This is a genomic window from Shewanella sp. 1CM18E, assembly GCF_023161665.1.
Lineage (GTDB): Bacteria > Pseudomonadota > Gammaproteobacteria > Enterobacterales > Shewanellaceae > Shewanella.
Genome location: NZ_JALNTW010000008.1, coordinates 90,649 through 107,163, shown reverse-complemented (window position 1 = coordinate 107,163; position 16,515 = coordinate 90,649). Strand labels below are relative to the sequence as shown.

At 42.9% G+C, this 16,515-nt stretch carries 12 protein-coding genes; 4 read left to right on the top strand and 8 right to left on the bottom strand.

Going from position 1 to position 16,515, the window contains the following annotated elements:
- Positions 1 to 122 precede the first annotated feature (122 nt).
- Complete coding sequence (radA, locus tag MSG37_RS12320) at positions 123 to 1,496, top strand: DNA repair protein RadA (RefSeq protein WP_248470960.1); 1,374 nt, start codon at positions 123 to 125, stop codon at positions 1,494 to 1,496.
- An 85-nt stretch (positions 1,497 to 1,581) separates the two neighbouring features.
- Here radA and MSG37_RS12315 read toward each other — a convergent pair whose 3' ends face one another.
- Both MSG37_RS12315 and MSG37_RS12310 read right to left on the bottom strand, forming a co-directional pair.
- Positions 1,582 to 1,941 (bottom strand): PilZ domain-containing protein, encoded by a 360-nt coding sequence (locus MSG37_RS12315; protein ID WP_248470959.1) that lies wholly within the window; start codon positions 1,939 to 1,941, stop codon positions 1,582 to 1,584.
- Between the two features lie 150 nt (positions 1,942 to 2,091).
- Entirely contained in the window at positions 2,092 to 2,637 is a 546-nt protein-coding gene (locus tag MSG37_RS12310) for a YgjV family protein (protein WP_248470958.1), read from the bottom strand.
- Between the two features lie 449 nt (positions 2,638 to 3,086).
- Between MSG37_RS12310 and MSG37_RS12305 the strand changes: the two genes are divergently transcribed.
- Both MSG37_RS12305 and MSG37_RS12300 read left to right on the top strand, forming a co-directional pair.
- Positions 3,087 to 4,319: a DEAD/DEAH box helicase gene (locus MSG37_RS12305; protein ID WP_248470957.1), complete on the top strand. Its 1,233-nt coding sequence runs from the start codon at positions 3,087 to 3,089 to the stop codon at positions 4,317 to 4,319.
- A 355-nt stretch (positions 4,320 to 4,674) separates the two neighbouring features.
- Positions 4,675 to 6,033 (top strand): NCS2 family permease, encoded by a 1,359-nt coding sequence (locus MSG37_RS12300; RefSeq protein WP_248470956.1) that lies wholly within the window; start codon positions 4,675 to 4,677, stop codon positions 6,031 to 6,033.
- A gap of 590 nt (positions 6,034 to 6,623) precedes the next feature.
- Here MSG37_RS12300 and MSG37_RS12295 read toward each other — a convergent pair.
- The 4 genes from MSG37_RS12295 to MSG37_RS12280 all read right to left on the bottom strand — a co-directional run bounded on the left by MSG37_RS12295 (position 6,624) and on the right by MSG37_RS12280 (position 13,221).
- A complete protein-coding gene (locus MSG37_RS12295; protein ID WP_248470955.1) occupies positions 6,624 to 8,366 on the bottom strand; it encodes a lysophospholipid acyltransferase family protein in 1,743 nt (580 codons plus the stop codon).
- 47 nt (positions 8,367 to 8,413) lie between these two features.
- Complete coding sequence (locus MSG37_RS12290) at positions 8,414 to 9,298, bottom strand: UDP-2,3-diacylglucosamine diphosphatase (protein WP_248470954.1); 885 nt, start codon at positions 9,296 to 9,298, stop codon at positions 8,414 to 8,416.
- Positions 9,299 to 9,964: 666 nt separating this feature from the next.
- Positions 9,965 to 11,251: a YjiH family protein gene (locus MSG37_RS12285; protein WP_248471061.1), complete on the bottom strand. Its 1,287-nt coding sequence runs from the start codon at positions 11,249 to 11,251 to the stop codon at positions 9,965 to 9,967.
- 425 nt (positions 11,252 to 11,676) lie between these two features.
- Complete coding sequence (locus MSG37_RS12280) at positions 11,677 to 13,221, bottom strand: PAS domain-containing methyl-accepting chemotaxis protein (protein ID WP_248470953.1); 1,545 nt, start codon at positions 13,219 to 13,221, stop codon at positions 11,677 to 11,679.
- Positions 13,222 to 13,879: 658 nt separating this feature from the next.
- Between MSG37_RS12280 and MSG37_RS12275 the strand changes: the two genes are divergently transcribed.
- Positions 13,880 to 14,515, top strand: coding sequence for a DUF998 domain-containing protein (locus MSG37_RS12275; RefSeq protein WP_248470952.1), 636 nt, complete (start codon positions 13,880 to 13,882; stop codon positions 14,513 to 14,515).
- 87 nt (positions 14,516 to 14,602) lie between these two features.
- Here MSG37_RS12275 and MSG37_RS12270 read toward each other — a convergent pair whose 3' ends face one another.
- A complete protein-coding gene (locus MSG37_RS12270; protein WP_248470951.1) occupies positions 14,603 to 15,463 on the bottom strand; it encodes a U32 family peptidase in 861 nt (286 codons plus the stop codon).
- A gap of 9 nt (positions 15,464 to 15,472) precedes the next feature.
- On the bottom strand, positions 15,473 to 16,474 hold the full coding sequence (locus MSG37_RS12265) for a peptidase U32 family protein (RefSeq protein WP_248470950.1): 1,002 nt from the start codon (positions 16,472 to 16,474) through the stop codon (positions 15,473 to 15,475).
- Between the last annotated feature and the right edge of the window lie 41 nt (positions 16,475 to 16,515).

Genomic DNA, 16,515 nt, shown 5'->3' with positions numbered 1-16,515 from the left:
GCCAATGGCTGATAGGCTCAGTGGCAATAACTAAGGGGGATACTCGCTTATCCCTCGGATATTATATAAGTATCGGCCTATCTAGTCGTTACTTTACCGATTTATGCAATTTAGAAGCGGTTATGGCAAAGAATAAAACAGCGTTTGTATGTAATGAATGTGGTCAAGATTTTCCTCGTTGGCAGGGGCAGTGCAGTGCGTGCCAAGAGTGGAACACCATTAGTGAGTTAAAAATCTCATTAGCTAAGCCAACCAGAGCTACTGTAGCAGGTTATGCCGGTGCTGTGGGCGGTGGTTCAAAAAAGCTAAATGAAATTGAAGAGTTTGAAGCCGAGAAAATGCTAACCGGCATTGGCGAGCTTGACCGCGTACTTTGCGGCGGGCTTACAACAGGCTCGGTGAATATTATTTCTGGCGATCCTGGTGCGGGTAAAACCACTATTCTGTCGGATTTAGTATCGCGTATGTCGCAGCTGATGCCATCGTTATACTGTACTGCCGAAGAATCATTATCACAGTTTAAAAATAGGGTTAATCGTCTTAAGTTAGATTGCAATGAAGACAATTTATACCTTATGGCTGAAACCAGTGTTGAAGCGATTATTGCAGAGCTTGAAGATAAGCAGATTAAGTTTGCCGTTATCGACTCAATTCAAGCTGTTGTTACCGACTTAGCCAATGGTAGCCCGGGATCACCATCGCAAGTTAAGGGCAGTGCACAAGCATTAACCCAGTATTGTAAACAAAACAATGTGACCATGTTTTTAGTGGCTCATGTGAACAAGAATAATGAAACCGCGGGCCCGCAGACGTTAATCCATATTGTGGATTGCCTAACTCATATCGAGTGTAATGACGGTCAAGTGCGCACATTAAGAGCTAATAAGAACCGTTTTGGTGATGTCGATACCGTGGGTATTTTTAAGATGACAGAGCGGGGAATGATAAGTGTTGATAACCCGAGCGAAATCTTCTTGTCTGGCTCAACCACTGAGTCACCTGGCGCTGCTATTACTTGTATCCGTAAAGGTAATCGTAATCTGCTGCTGGAGATCCAATGTTTAACCACTGAAACTGAAGCTGAATTTCCTCAGCGAGTGTGCGTGGGATTGAACATGAACCGGATAAAAATGCTAACCGGAATTTTGCGTAAGCATACAAAAACCAAGATTTTCCATGATACCTACTTTAATTTGGTTGGCGGCCTTAAAATTGATGAGTCTGAAACCTGTATCGATTTAGCCTTGGTAACGGCATTATTGAGTAGTTTGAATGATTTTGTTGTGCCAAGAACCACTTGTATTATGGGGGAGTTGAGCCTTAATGGCGATGTGCGTCCTATTGACAGCGGTGTACCTCGAGTTCGAGAGGCGATCCAGCATGGCTTTACCGAGATCTTCATTCCTTTTCGTAACTACCATAAGTCAATGGAAGGCGCTGGAGCAAAAATTATCCCGGTGAAGACGATTCACGAGTTGCTTGAATTGATTAATTAATTATGATTTAAACGACAAACACCGCAATTAATTGCGGTGTTTTTGTATAGATAGTTGCTAGCTTTTGTTCTTGATTTTGGATCTGTTAATTCAAACCAAAAAGCCTTTCTAATTCTCTATCTAATAGCGACGCATCACCCAAGTTTAGCTCGAGTAATCGGCGCAGATGACTAATACTTTCGACATCAATATGTAAACAGGCTAAACCGAGTTGCTGGTTCTTTTGGTGCACAATACGGACCTGCATTTGCACACAAATGTCAGAATCGTGGATCATAAACTCCAGAGTGAGCGACTGGCAAGCAAGTGTTAATTCCTGAGGCTGCTTGATAAGCGCGCCGTTGAGGCTGATATCTAACAGCTGAGTTTGCCATTGATTTTCGCCACTAATCAGTTTTGCATCAGAGGTTAGATTTAACCTTGAAAACTGTCGTCTCTCATCCATATCAATCCTTGTGCGGGCAGTTTTTTCTACTGTCGCGTGTTCCTATTTATAATCTTTATATTGCCAATTGAGCGTAATCATAAGCTAACTGCTTGTGTTTGTACAAATTTGTAGTGTAGGCAAAAAAACTAAGTTGATTTTGAGTACAGCTTAAGCTGCAGGTTTTTCCGCATAGCCTGAGCTTTTTAATGGCAAAAGCGCATAGCTTAAAATCAAAATCGTAACCACTTGATAGGCAATCCCCGACCAAGACATCAAATAGATTGATAGCGCTAAATTAAGTAGATTACTGATTAACATCGCGATGCGTAATTGCGCGCCTTTGGCATAAAATAGTGCAAAGCTCATTAGCACTGCACTTGCAACGGCGCACCACTCTGCCCAGTGATTAGCCCAAAGCAGTCCTTGTAAAAAGGCAAGGCTAGCAAACACTAATGGCAGGTAAATTGAACTGCGCTTAGCGCGAGTGGTGCGGCTACGACAAATTGCAAAGCGCACCATATTGAGTAATTGGTTAAACAGGCCTAAGTTACTGCCGAGTAAACCAAGATGCATTGCGGTTAAACCGGAGGCGACGAGATTGCCACTAAGAAGGTGTTGATCATTTTTTTGTGCGTTGGCCCACCAACCTACCGCCATCGACACAAAGCCTAACGCTTGTACCCATAATAAACTTTGATGTGATAACTCGAACACTAAACCGCAAAACCTAATAGCCAATAAAAACGGAGCGCCATTGTCTACTTTTTAGCCCTCGATACTGTGATCGCTCGCGTGTTGCTGCTGATTTATTGAGCGTTGATTTTTATGGTTGTGAGCTTCATCACAAAGCAGGTGTGAAAATTTATCAGAGCTCCATTGATGCTGCGACAGTTTCACATGAGTGTAGCGCCGATGTGCAAAGACCGAACGGGTTATAAAAGCTAAGCCAAACTCGGCTCACTAAGCAGGAATGTCCTTATTAGGACGGTCTTAAATCGAGTGTCTATATTAGGAGCGATATTAATACGCTACCTGTAACGCTGAGCTTAATTTGAGTATTGTTTGCTTTTACTGAGTAGCTGCTAGATTGAATGCTGCAGGCTTTGTGGTTTTTTCTGGTAAACTCTCGGCTAATTAAACTGTTTTTATCAAGGACTGTCAGCGTGTCATTTTCATCACTTGCTTTAAGTGACAAACTTCTAAGTGTACTAACCGAAAAAGGTTATCAACAGCCTACGGCAATTCAAGCTGAGGCGATCCCTGCGATATTGTCAGGTCAAGATCTTATGGCAAGTGCGCAGACAGGAACCGGCAAAACAGCGGCATTTACCTTGCCTTTGCTGCAACTGTTACTTGATAAACCAGTTAACGACGCAACATCGAAACGAGCCTCCGTGTTGGTACTCACCCCAACTCGTGAACTTGCAGTGCAAGTTAATAGCAATGTTAGCCAATACGCGATTAATACCGGCATTAGTAGCTTAGTGATTTATGGTGGCGTCAGTATTGATGCTCAAGCCACTAAATTGGCCGCGGGTGTTGATGTTATTGTCGCAACACCGGGGCGGTTACTCGATCATGTACGCCGTGGTTCACTAAATCTTTCTAGCATTGAACACTTAGTGTTTGATGAAGCCGACCGTATGCTAGATATGGGTTTTATGGATGAGATCAGCGCGATTTTAAAGCAGTTGCCAGCAAAGCGTCAGACCTTGCTATTTTCTGCGACCTTTAGCTCAGCGATTTATGATTTAAGTAAAAAACTACTACAAAAGCCCATAAGAATTGAGGTCGATAAAGCTAATAGCGCAGCCCACAACGTTGAGCAAATTGTTTATGCGGTTGATAGCGACCGTAAAACAGCATTAATTAGTTATTTGATTAGCAAGAATGATTGGCATCAAGTATTGATTTTTAGCCGTAAAAAGCAAACGGCCGATCAAATCTGTCAAAAAATGACAGCAGCCGGCATAGAAACAAAAGCGTTTCATGGGGATTTAGGCCAAGGCGCACGTGAGCAAGTGCTCAATGATTTTAAGCAAGGTAAGATCAAAGCATTAGTGGCAACCGATGTTGCTGCTCGCGGCCTTAATATTGTTGAGCTAAAAGTCGTGGTTAACTATGAAATCCCATTTGTGGCTGAAGATTACGTGCACCGCATCGGTCGCACAGGCCGCGCGGGCAACACAGGTAAGGCTATCACTCTTTATAGTGAAGATGATGCCTTGTTGCTTGAAGAAGTTGAAACAGTACTCGATAAGCGATTACCGCAGCAATGGTTACCAGGATTTGAGCCGGATCTCACTAAGATGGAAGAACCAAGCCGTAAAAATAGTAAAGCAGCACAAAGGCAAAGAGCTAAAAAACGCGCTTTAGGTGGTAAGAAGCGCCGTTAATAACATATCGGCATTAAAGCCATTTTGCCCGTGTAGTGGTTATTTTGCCTGCATAGTGGTTGATATTGATGCCCAGCGTTTACTCGTGTGGGCATTTTTTTATTGATACGAATCAAAAAAGCTTTTAGTTGACTATTTCCCTACAGCTGATTGCTGTACACTCCGCGCCAACAAAGGCTGTGTTGGTAAGAGTAAATTTTACCAGGCATATTGCTCGCAGGTCACTGCCGCTTTTATAAGCGTAAGTGGATCTCTCACCCAATCTATTGAATTGGGGCTCTACCTGCCATAGCCGAGTAACCGACTTACCTCAGTTGGTTTTACCCAATTTAAGAGATCAAAAGGTATAACAATTATGAAGTCTGAGCAGACTCTAACAAGCGCTACAACTCCCACCGATTCATTTCTGGATCGTTACTTCAATATTACAGCTCGTGGCAGCACATTAAGATGTGAAGTCATTGCAGGCCTTACCACCTTCCTCGCTATGGTTTACTCGGTTATCGTTGTGCCAAACATGTTAGGCGCGGCGGGATTCGACACTGGTGCTGTATTCGTTGCTACCTGTTTAATTGCGGCCTTTGGCTCGCTGTTAATGGGTTTATGGGCCAACATGCCGATGGCGATTGGCTGCGCAATTTCACTCACGGCATTTACCGCATTTAGTATGGTACTTGGTCAAGGGATCTCAATTCCAGTGACTTTAGGTGCAATCTTCTTGATGGGTATCGTGTTTACATTAGTCAGTGTGACCGGTGTTCGTCAGTGGGTACTCACTAATTTGCCTAAAGGTATTGCCCACGGCACAGGTATTGGTATCGGCTTATTTTTATTATTGATTGCTACCAACAGCGTTAAGTTGATTGTAGCCAATGATACCGGCTTGCCAGTGGCACTGGGTGATATTCATAGCTTGCCTGTGATTGCCACCATTATTGGCTTAGCTGCAACAATTGGCCTTGAGCGTCGTGGCATGCCGGGCGGTATTTTATTGGTGATTATCGCTTTATCTGTGTTTGGATTAGTATTTGATCCAAGTGTGACCTATCAGGGGTTCTTTGCGCTACCAGATCTAATGTCTGACAAATCACTTATCGGCCAGCTAGATATTATGGGCGCGTTAAACCCCGTGGTTTTACCTATTGTATTAGCCCTTGTAATGACTGCAATCTTTGATGCTACCGGCACAATTCGTGCGGTTGCAGGCCAAGCAGAGTTGTTAGATGAAAAAGACAACATTGTAGGCGGCGGTAAAGCATTAACTTCTGATTCAGTCAGTAGCATTTTTGCTGGCGCTGTCGGCGGCGCACCTGCTGCAGTGTATATTGAATCTGCAGCGGGTACGGCGGCAGGTGGTAAAACCGGTCTTACAGCGACAATCGTAGGCTTACTTTTCCTACTGATGATGTTCCTTGCTCCACTAAGCTATCTTGTTCCAGCTTATGCAACAGCACCGGCATTAATGTATGTGGGTTTATTGATGCTAAGCAATGTCACTAAGCTTGATTTTAATGACAAAGTGGATGCTATGGCCGGCTTGACCTGTGCGGTATTTATTATCCTAAGCTGTAATATCGTAACTGGTATTATGCTTGGCTTTGTGACCTTAGTGATTGGCCGTATTTGTAGCGGTGAATGGCGTTTAATCAAGCCGGGCGTGTTAGCTATTACTGTCGGCTTAGTAGTATTTTATATGGGTGGCTGGGCGATTTAAGCTGTAAGCGTTGCTAGTTGCTAGTTGCTAGTTGCTAGAGGTTAACCATACAAGCTAAAAATGCCAGTCATCAATGACTGGCATTTTTGTTTTTAGCTTTAAGCCATTGTCACTCGCATGATTACAGTGACTAATTAGCTAAGTTTTTCATGGATTGAATTTTATACCAATCAGTATAAACATTTAGCCACTCAGCGAGAGTTTAGCGGTTTTGAGGCAAGGTCATTAAGTGCTCCTCGGTAACTGCTCCTGCGTTACTCTACCTCCTACATCCATATAGTCATGCTTTAATGATATTCGCTGCATCTGACCTCCATGGAGGGAGGGAATGTTTTATGTATGTCCGGAACATTAAAGACCATGCAGCTCGCAACGAGTGAAGAGCATAGTTGAACTAGGTTCGAGCTCCCTCTTGTTGATTAAGAGCCACAGCATCAGAATCGCTAAAACTCGCCATTCTGGAACGTTTTTGGCTGCCTACTTCTGCGTTGAATAGCTTTATAAGGGAATAACCATTATTGCAGCTATTCGCCTTGAATTAGTTTGCCAAAAATCGTTCTGAGTTGATCAAATTCTTATACTGATTGGTATTAGTCTTCTGTAAGTTGCAGTTCAGGTAAATGGCAGTCTAGATAACGGCTGCGCTTTTTCGGTTTGAGTTTGTGAGTATCAACTAACACTAAACCATCGATACAATCGCCAAATTCAGGGTCAATACCAAAATCAAGGAACTGCACACCGCCGTCAGTGCATAGCTCGCCATATTGTTTGAATAGAGCCGGTACAGCGCTATTCATGCTCGCCATCGTTTGTTTTAACTGCTTAAAGCCATCGTTATAGTCCAATCCATCACTTTGTTCTGTCAGCTCTGCTTCTCGGTTTTGGGTAAAGCTGTAAGGGTTAAAAGAGCTTGCTAATCGTTCTGGACAGGCAAACTGAGTCTTATAAAAGTGGATGAGTTTCTCTTTCGCTCGTTCAGGTATTTGGTCGCTCAAAGATACCGGGCCAAACAGGTAACGGTACTCAGGATTACGCACTAAAAAGGCGCCGATACCAAACCATAAGTAATCTAAGCTACGTTTACCCCAATATTTGGGTTGTACAAAGCTGCGGCCAAGCTCTAGCCCCTGCTCGAAATACCTCGCAAACTCGGGTTTATACTCGAACAAGCTTTGGCTATATAGCGCATCTTTACCATATTGCTGGTGGACTTGTTTGGCACCTGCAAAACGGTAAGAGCCGACAATATCGAGCGCTTCAGGGTCCCACAGAACTAAATGCAGATAATAGGCGTCATATTTGTCAGTATCGCGGCGCTTGCCGCTACCTTCGCCCACTGCGCGAAAGGCGATTTCTCGTAAACGGCCAATCTCTCGCATAATCGGATTGCTTTCATTGTGACGGTAAAGATAGATTTTTTTACTGTCTTGAGTTTCACCCAGTAACTCACACTGTTGCAGTGCGGCCTGCAGTTCACCACGGGACTCTGGATGCGCGATTGCGCTTTGAGTTTTAAATAGTGGGCTGCGATTTTTACCGATGCGGTACAAATGGTTTTTTAGCAGCTTTACTTTGGTTTTTAGTGCAAAATCACTGCTGGTTAGTGCCTCTTTGGGAATTAATTCGCCAATACGAATAGGCATAGTTTTTTGCGCTTGTTTGAACATCTCTTTGACAAGCAATAGGCTGGCTAATGGCTTGTAGATCATTGACGCGCCATAAAACGTCGCAGAGTTTTTAGCATCGGCGTACATGGGGAGTAGTGGGGCTTGGCATGCTTTGGCTATTTTTACAAAGCCTGAGTGCCAGTGCAGATCGACAACACCTTGCGGGCGCAGTCTGGAGACTTCTCCTGAGGGAAAGATAAGTACAGCGCCTTCATTTTTAAGGTGTTTATGAATATTGTCCAGATGTTGCTTTGGGGTGCCGCCAGTCATATTCCTTACCGGTAGCAAAATTGAGTGCATTGGCTCTAATGCCATTAGCAGCTCGTTGGCGACAACTTTAATATCGGGTCTGACTTTACTAATCAGTTTTATCATCGCTAACGCATCTAACGATCCAATGGGGTGATTAGCATAGATCACCACTCGACCTTCACAAGGGATGTTCTCGATTTCGCTATTAGGTACAGAGTAGTTGAAGTTGAAACTTGCTAGCACTTGCTCAACAAAATCTATGCCTTTTAAGTAACTAAATTGGTTAGCGATATCATTGCACTCTTTTTCGTTTAACAAGTAGCGCAACATGGCTTTTGTTGGCGTAGATAGCCAAGGTGTTTGATTAATTTTGGGTAAGTTTTTTGCTACTACATTGTCGACGGTAAATATCATAGTTTTGCCTAATTTAATTGTGGCCAATATCGCGCGTTAAAAGCCTGTTATGCAACGTGTCGCTGCTGTGGTGATTGCTCGCTATCATCAAAGGAGTAAGACTTTACCAACTTGGCTTCGGCACTGATTTCGTCCCACTTTAAAAGCTGGATTTCGCCTTGTGTGGATTCTGCAATTAAGGTGCAGTTTTCCACCCAGTCGCCGTCATTGGCGTAAAGAACCTTATTGTTGAGTTCAAGTGCTGGTTGGTGAATGTGGCCACAAACCACCCCATCGACAGCTTTAGTGTTGGCGTAACGCACCACCGCAGCCTGATAATCATTAATGGCTTGTTGAGCTTTATTGATTTTGAGCTTGATATAGCTGGCAAGTGACCAGTAGGGGTAGCCAAGCCAATTACGTACTTGGTGTAATCCGCGATTTAAAAACAGCAGTAAATCGTATAAGTGATCACCGAGCTTGGCGTAAGCTCGGCCAACGCAGACTTCACTATCAAATTGGTCACCGTGCAGCATTAGCATCTTACGGCCGCTGACCCCAATATGGATGTACTCGTTAGCAATAGACAGATCCCATAAATGAAAGCCGCTATAAGGTTTAAGGATTTCATCGTGGTTACCGGGGATATAAACAATGTTGACACCATCTCGCGCCATTTTTAATAGTTGCTGCAGCACTCTATTATGGGATTCAGGCCAGTAAACTCGTCGCTTCAGCGCCCATACATCAAAAATATCACCCACTAGGTATAAGGACTCTGTATCCACTTGTTTTAACAGCTGCAGCAAGTACTCGGCCTTGCAGTCTTTGCTACCTAGGTGGACATCAGACAGCCAAAGCGCATTAAAACTTTGCCGCTTTTTAGAGGGGATAATCGCTGGTACAGCTTGAGGCGAGGTTAAAGGTTTATTTTCGGTTGGCTTAGTGCTCATGGGCTGGCCATTTCAACGATGATTTGCAGCCAGAGTAAAAGCAGTTATTGACTCATTGATGAACAATTTATGGCGTATTAATGACAGCTAGAGCTCGGTAACATAGCTGTAGAGGAAGTTTGATCTTTAGCTGAGTTATTCGGGTTGGATTACAGATGTAAAAGATCCACCTTCTGAAGAAGGTGGCTTTGCTAGCCCTTATGAAGCGGACTCCCTAAAAGGGAGCTTTCCTACCGTGCGTTAACAAGACGCCGTAAATATATCCCTATAGGCTCTACTAAATCACTGACCGCCATGGATTGGTGGAAATGCCAACAAATGTAAGGAACATTTGTGGCCCTGATTTAGAAGCTTGTACCGCACTATTAGCAAAGCTCACGTATCAATTGAGCTTGTAAGCTATGTTTAAATGAACTTATAAGCCGTGTATCGCATGGATGCGATAAGCGAGCCTCCATGGACCCTCTTTCTTTCAAAAATGTCGGCGTGCTTATAAGTCGTTAAACATCGCCTTAACTCCGAAATTCCATTGAACGTACTTCAGGCAAAGCCTAATTGATGATAACCACCTACTGAAGTAGGTGGTTTAGGGCTGAAAATGAAAAAGGAGCGCTGAAGCGCTCCTTTTGTGTTGTAGTTCACGCCTAAAATGGCGCTCTGCGCTGATTAGAAAATAAGGTGCGCAACACCAGCAATAACTGGCAGAGTCACTAAGGTTCTTAGGATAAATACGACAAACAGTTCTAAGAAGTTAACTGGAATTTTACTGCCAATAAGTAGTGCGCCGACTTCGCTCATGTAGATAAGCTGAGTCACTGATAAGGTCGCAATAATAAAGCGAGTCATATCAGATTCAATCGAGCTAGCTAAAATTGCTGGAATGAACATATCAGCAAAACCAACCATAATGGTTTTAGATGCAGCTGCGGCTTCAGGTACTTGTAGTAGTTCAAGTAACGGAATAAACGGCATGCCCAAGTATTCAAAAATTGGGGTAAATTCAGCAATCATCAGCGCGATAGTACCGATACCCATAACGACTGGGATCACACCAAAAATCATATCGATAACGTTTTTCACGCCATCAACAAGAGTGTGCTTGATGCCGCCAGCATTTGAGGCTTTATTTAATGCTTGGTGCATACCCCAAGAGAATACGTTAAACCCAGCAGGTACAACTTCATCGTCTGCATGACGTGGTGTTTCATCAACATAAACATCTTTCTTCCACGACAGTGGTGGTAGTTTAGGTACAACAATTGCTGCAACAAAACCTGCAAGACACACAGTTAAATAAAATGGCACAAACAGATGCTCAAGTTGAACCTGTGAAATAACCACTAATGAGAAGGTAATCGATACCGCAGAGAAGGTAGTACCAATCACAGCTGCTTCTCTTTGAGTATAAAAGCGCGCTTCGTATTGCTTGCTGGTCATTAAAATACCTACACTGCCATCACCTAACCAAGATGCCATACAGTCAATGGCACTACGACCTGGCAAATTAAATACAGGACGCATTACTTTGGTTAGCATAGTACCAAGCAGCTCTAGCAGACCAAAGTTAAGTAGCAGTGGTAATAGCATGCCAGCAAACAAGAAAACTGAAAATAGTACTGGCAGCAAATCGTTTAAAACTAGGGCACCGGTACCGCCTGAGCGGATAGCTTCAGGGCCAAAGCCAAAATAAGTTAGCACAATAAAGATCGCGCCAAGTATGCGAACAATTGCCCAAATAGGGCTTACGTTAAATAACGAGTTTAAAAAGTGCTGTTCAACAATAAATTTAGGCTTGAGCGCTTTAGTTATGAGTGTTGCTGCTGCAGTGAACACAACAATTGCAGTCACTACGCCTACAAGTACATCACTTAATAGGCTCTGTAAGCCCTTAGAGATAATTGCGATAGGAATCGTAAGCGCATCATTATAGCTAATTGGCATCATAAACAGCATAAGACCAATCAGAGACGGTACGATAAAGGTCAGTATTGTCTTGATACTGTGGGTTTGTTTTTCTTGCACTTTATTTACACCCTAAATAACAAAAATTTGCTTAATGACTATAAACCAATGTTTATGCATAAACAGATAAATAATTGAATAAGCATTCAATAGTTAGTTGTTGAGCCTGCATCATCAAATACATTAAGTCGATGATGACTATTATTATGTAGTGTAATTCACTACTGGCGAATAGTTATTAGCTCTTTATGATTATTTATATTGTATCGGAAGTTTGTAAAAAAGCACAAAACTTTTTTGTGGTTAATTCTTTTTAAAACATATGTTTGCAAATGTTGCGGTGAGGTTGTTTGTTTGTGGTTTTGTTCGGCCGTTAGAAATAGAAACTAACGGCCGATTAAGCTTTTACAGAGGAATTAACTAAATGTTTTTCTCAAAGATTTTGCTTTTTCTGCATTAAACTTTAACTCTTTCACAGACGCTTCAACTAAGGTTACAGCGCATAGGTTTTCACTTGAGGCTTGGCTAATTTGATTGATATTTTGATTAATTTCGCCCACAACGAGTGTTTGTTGCTCAGCGGCAACGGCATTTTGTAACGCTAATTGCTGAATTTCTTTCATGGATTGATAGATGGTGTCGATTTTTTGTGCGGAAAGTTTGGCGTCTTCGCTGCATAATAATGCTTGTGACTTGCTATTATCCATTTGTTGCGACCACTGAGTAAGCATGGCAAACATTTTATCCACGCTTTGAGATATGCTGGTGGTTGATTGTTGAGTGCGACTTGACAGCGCTCTGACCTCGTCGGCAACGACCGCAAATCCACGACCTTGTTCACCGGCTCTAGCTGCTTCAATTGCTGCATTGAGAGCAAGCAAGTTAGTTTGCTCAGCAATGGCATCAATTTCAGTCATGGCACTGGCCACTTCTTCAGCTTCTTTATTGAGTAAATGAGCATTAGCGGCAGCGTCAGCGACTGAGTCTGAAAGTTGATTAATACTCATGGCGTTTTGCTGCATTTTATCGCGGCTATCTTGGCAGACTTGGTAGGTATCTTTAATGCTTTCCGAAGTTGACTGGGTATTTTTAGCCACTTCACTAATGGTTGCGCCCATCTCTTCGGTAGCACTGGCTATTTGTTCTATTTGCTGATTTTCAATATTGAGCCCTGCATGGGTTTGCTCTGCAGCAGCGATAAGTTGGCTGGCAATATCTTCGATATGCTCAGCATTATCTTGAGAGCGTCCAAGCACGCCTTGTAATTTGGCATCTTTCATCATCAACTGAAAATCTAACAAGGATGAAGTGTCTCGGCCGCAATAAATAAAACGACTGATTGAGTCGTAGTCTTGTTTCATTTTCATTAGACGAGCAGGGACTCTAAAGGCTTCGTCATAAAAAATGGCGAGGTTGATTGCCATTAATACGATTCCGGCAATGATCACGCTCCAACCCCAAATTGCTCCAGCTATGACTAATCCTGCTGTCGCACATACGGCCGAAAGTAAGCGTTTATTGGCCAAGCTAATGGGGTCATCTACGCGTTTGCCCTGATTAAGGCGCTGATAAATATGGCTTGCTTTAGTAATGAGTGCTGAGCTGGCTTTGATTCTTACCGACTGATAGCCAATAAGTTGGCCTTTATCAAATAATGGAGAAACAAAGGCATCGACCCAATAATAACGACCATCTTTACAGCGGTTTTTTACCACACCGCGCCATGATTGCCCTGATTCTAGCTTTGACCACATCTCTTTAAATGCTGCTTTGGGCATATCTGGATGGCGCACCATATTGTGGTTTTTTCCAATGAGTTCTTGTTCGCTAAACCCTGAAATTTCAACAAAGCGTTGGTTGATGTATTGGATCACCCCGCGTTTGTCGGTAGTAGAGATAAGTTGGTCGTTATTATTTAACGTGACTTCCTGATTAATTAAATTTGGCTGCTTTTTTGTCATTATTATTAGTCCCTGTGACAGCAAATGCATTGCAATACCTTAGCAATGCGTTAACACGCGGCCATAGAATATCCTATTAATACAAACGTTTGAAATTTTGTTGGTGATTTTTTCTGTAAAAGTTTGCTAACAATATTTGGGGTATGTTTATGGCGGATTTATAGCGCGTTGCGCTAGTTAGCCTCTGTTTTCTCGCTCTATTTGGAATGTTCTATAATAAAGGTCTTGAAAGATAGAACTCTAGGTTATAAAAATAACAAATGCGTTACATTTAATTGTGGGTGATGAATAAAACTCTGAGCTATGCCTCGTTAGTTTTTGACCATTACATATACATTTATTAGAGGCCAGTGAACTTTCTTAGTTAATGGTTGAATTCAATCATTTTACTGTAAAGCTAGAGGTTGATACTAAGCTGTTAAATACAACCAATAAGTAATCAATAGTGCTCTCGCATGCGCTAGAAAATGACTTGGTGACGCGAGTAGGGGCATTAATAGAGGCATTAAGGCTGTAATAAGCCAGCATGACATCTAAGGCTGAGAGCAACTCAGCTAGAACTAAGATCAACTATCTTTGTGTTATAAGCGAGATGAAACGGGAAGCAATGCTGGTTAATAAATACAACAAAGTTTCAAAATTAGCTTTCAGATTCGGCATGTTAGGCATATTCGGCCAGTTGCTTGGCCTAACGCTGTCTGTTTTTATGTTTGAGCAGTTTGATGGTTCAGGGTTTAACTTTTTAAATCACACCTTAAGTGAGCTAGGCAGTTATGGCCGCTTTAAATATGCGGTGGTTTTGAATGGTGGTTTGTTTTTTGGCAGCTTATGTGTGGTGTTAAGTTGTTTACTCAGTATGCAACTAGGTGATTCCCCTTGGCGTTTACCTTTTTTTATCAGTCTTGGCCTAAGCTTTCTCGCGTTAGCTGCAATGGGCTTATTTCCAATCAATGTTTATCACTTACATATTGTCGCGATTAAGTATTTCTTTGTATTTGGCTGCGTGAGCTTGCTGTTTTATGGGGTTTATTTGTTAGCGACAAGAAATAAGCCTGTGCCGCTATATAATAAAATCAGTGCTGTATTAGCATTTTTAGCGATGGGCGCTTTTCTGGTACTGCCTTGGTTTGAGTTAGGGTTAACTGAAGGTGATAGCGCGTTTTACAATGAGATGTTAGTTGATCCCCTAAGGCCTGAGATATGGTGGCCCGCCATTACACAATGGGCTGGCTTGGCCACCTTCTTGCTGTGGAGCACACTAGTGATAAACAGTATTAAAGCTGGATCTCACTAAGGCTTGTTACTAATTGACTCGTTACTCGCACAGAGTTTTAGCTCTAAGTTATAGCTCTAAGTTTTAGTTTAGATGCTGAAGTCTCACTTATAGCTGAGGTTCAATTTGACTAAAACCTGCAGCTTGATGCCAATACCCATTACAAGCTAAAGTTTTATCAGCCGTTGGTTGGCTCAAAATTGTCTCTGCTATTTCAATGCTCTTCAGGCTATGTGGTGAAACTCTGAAGTAATCTACGCCGAGCTGTTTCATCTGTTCAACTTCAGTTGAGAGGTCGATTAAACTTGCCGATTGGGTTTGGATCCCGTTCAGCCTTAGCAAAGGTTGATCATCCATAGTTTGTGCAAGCAGTCCTTTAGGATGAGCAAGACACACTATTTGGCAGTCATCTTTTTGTAGGCCTTGTTGACGTGCGGTAAAGCAACGGGCTGAGTGTGCAAGAGGTAAATAGCCATGGCCAAATACTTCAACTTCAAAAGGTGTTGGCGTTTCAGTTGCAATCACATGCGCCAGCCACTCTTTAGACAGCTCTATCGGCATCACAAATCTTTGCATTCCCCATTGGTGTAATTTTTTCAGGGTGGCAAAGTTATAGTTGTTCATTGTTGGGCCGCAAACAAATGGCAGCTTTAACTCTCTGGCAGCCTGTACTGCGCCCATATCGTTAGCTTCGATAATGAACTCGCCATTGTCGACGTGCTTTTTTAGCTCAGTGTATTCTGATGGCGCTTCTAACAGTGCTAATGTTGACAGCACGACTTGCTTACCTGCACCTTTTAGCATTTGGGCAAGGGCAAAATAATCAGCAAACTTGAGCTGTCGACGACGGCTACATACGGTTTCGCCTAAATAAACAAGCGGAATATTGCTGTGAGCAACTTGCTGATAAAACTCGTTAACTTTCTCTTTTTCCCAGCAATATTGTAAAGGGCCTAGTGATGTTTTCATTGCTTGTCCTTATTGCCAGTTACGTTCGTAAGCGCCAAGAGTGGTTGTTTGACCCTCTGCGACTTTTGCTAGAGCTTGATCCCAAGCTGGCTGGCTTTGGTACTTCTCTGGTGCAGCCATATAGCTGTCAATGGCACTGCGCCATACGCGGGTGACTTGCTCTACATAAGCAGGGCTGCGTTGACGGCCTTCAATTTTGAGGGATACCACATTGGCCTTAGCAAGTTCAGGCAGCAAACTTAAGGTATTTAAGCTAGTTGGCGACTCAAGAATATGTTTTGGCGCATTGTTGTCAGTCGTGGTGTAGCGACCTTTACAAACAACCGGGTAACCCATTTGCTCATCGAGTCCTGATTTATCAATTAATACATCATTGAGTAAGGTTAAGCGGTCGCTGCCGGTTTCTTGCCAGCGTACGTGTTTAGCTGGTGAACATGAACCGCCGGTATTGGGTGACTGACCAGTAACATAAGAAGATAAATGGCAGCGGCCTTCGGCCATAATGCATAGGCTACCAAAGGCAAAAACTTCTAAGTCGACAGGGGTTATCTTAGCCAAGTCACGCACTTGTTTCATCGATAACACTCGCGGCAATACTGCACGCTCAATATTAAACTCTTGCTTGTACAGTGTGAGTGCGCCCAAGTTAGTGGCACTGGCCTGTACTGATAAGTGTAATGGCAGGTGCGGGTAGCGACTATGGGCATAATCGAGTAACGATAAGTCGGCAACGATGAGTGCATCGACACCTGTATCAGCAGCAAGGTCAATTGCTTGATGCCAACGCTTCTCTTCACCTGGCTTTGGAAAGGTATTGATGGTCAGAAATATTTTCTTGCCACACTTCTTTGTAAATTCGGCGGCTTGCTGAAGTTTCTTAGGAGTAAAATTTAATCCTGCAAACGACCGTGCGTTGGTATCGTCCTTCAGACCGAGGTAGACCGCATCTGCACCTGCATTGAGGGCGGTTTTTAAAGATGCGAGATTTCCCGCGGGGCACAGTAATTCCATATGGATGCTCCAAAAATATTGAAACAGGAGTTTAAAAGGGA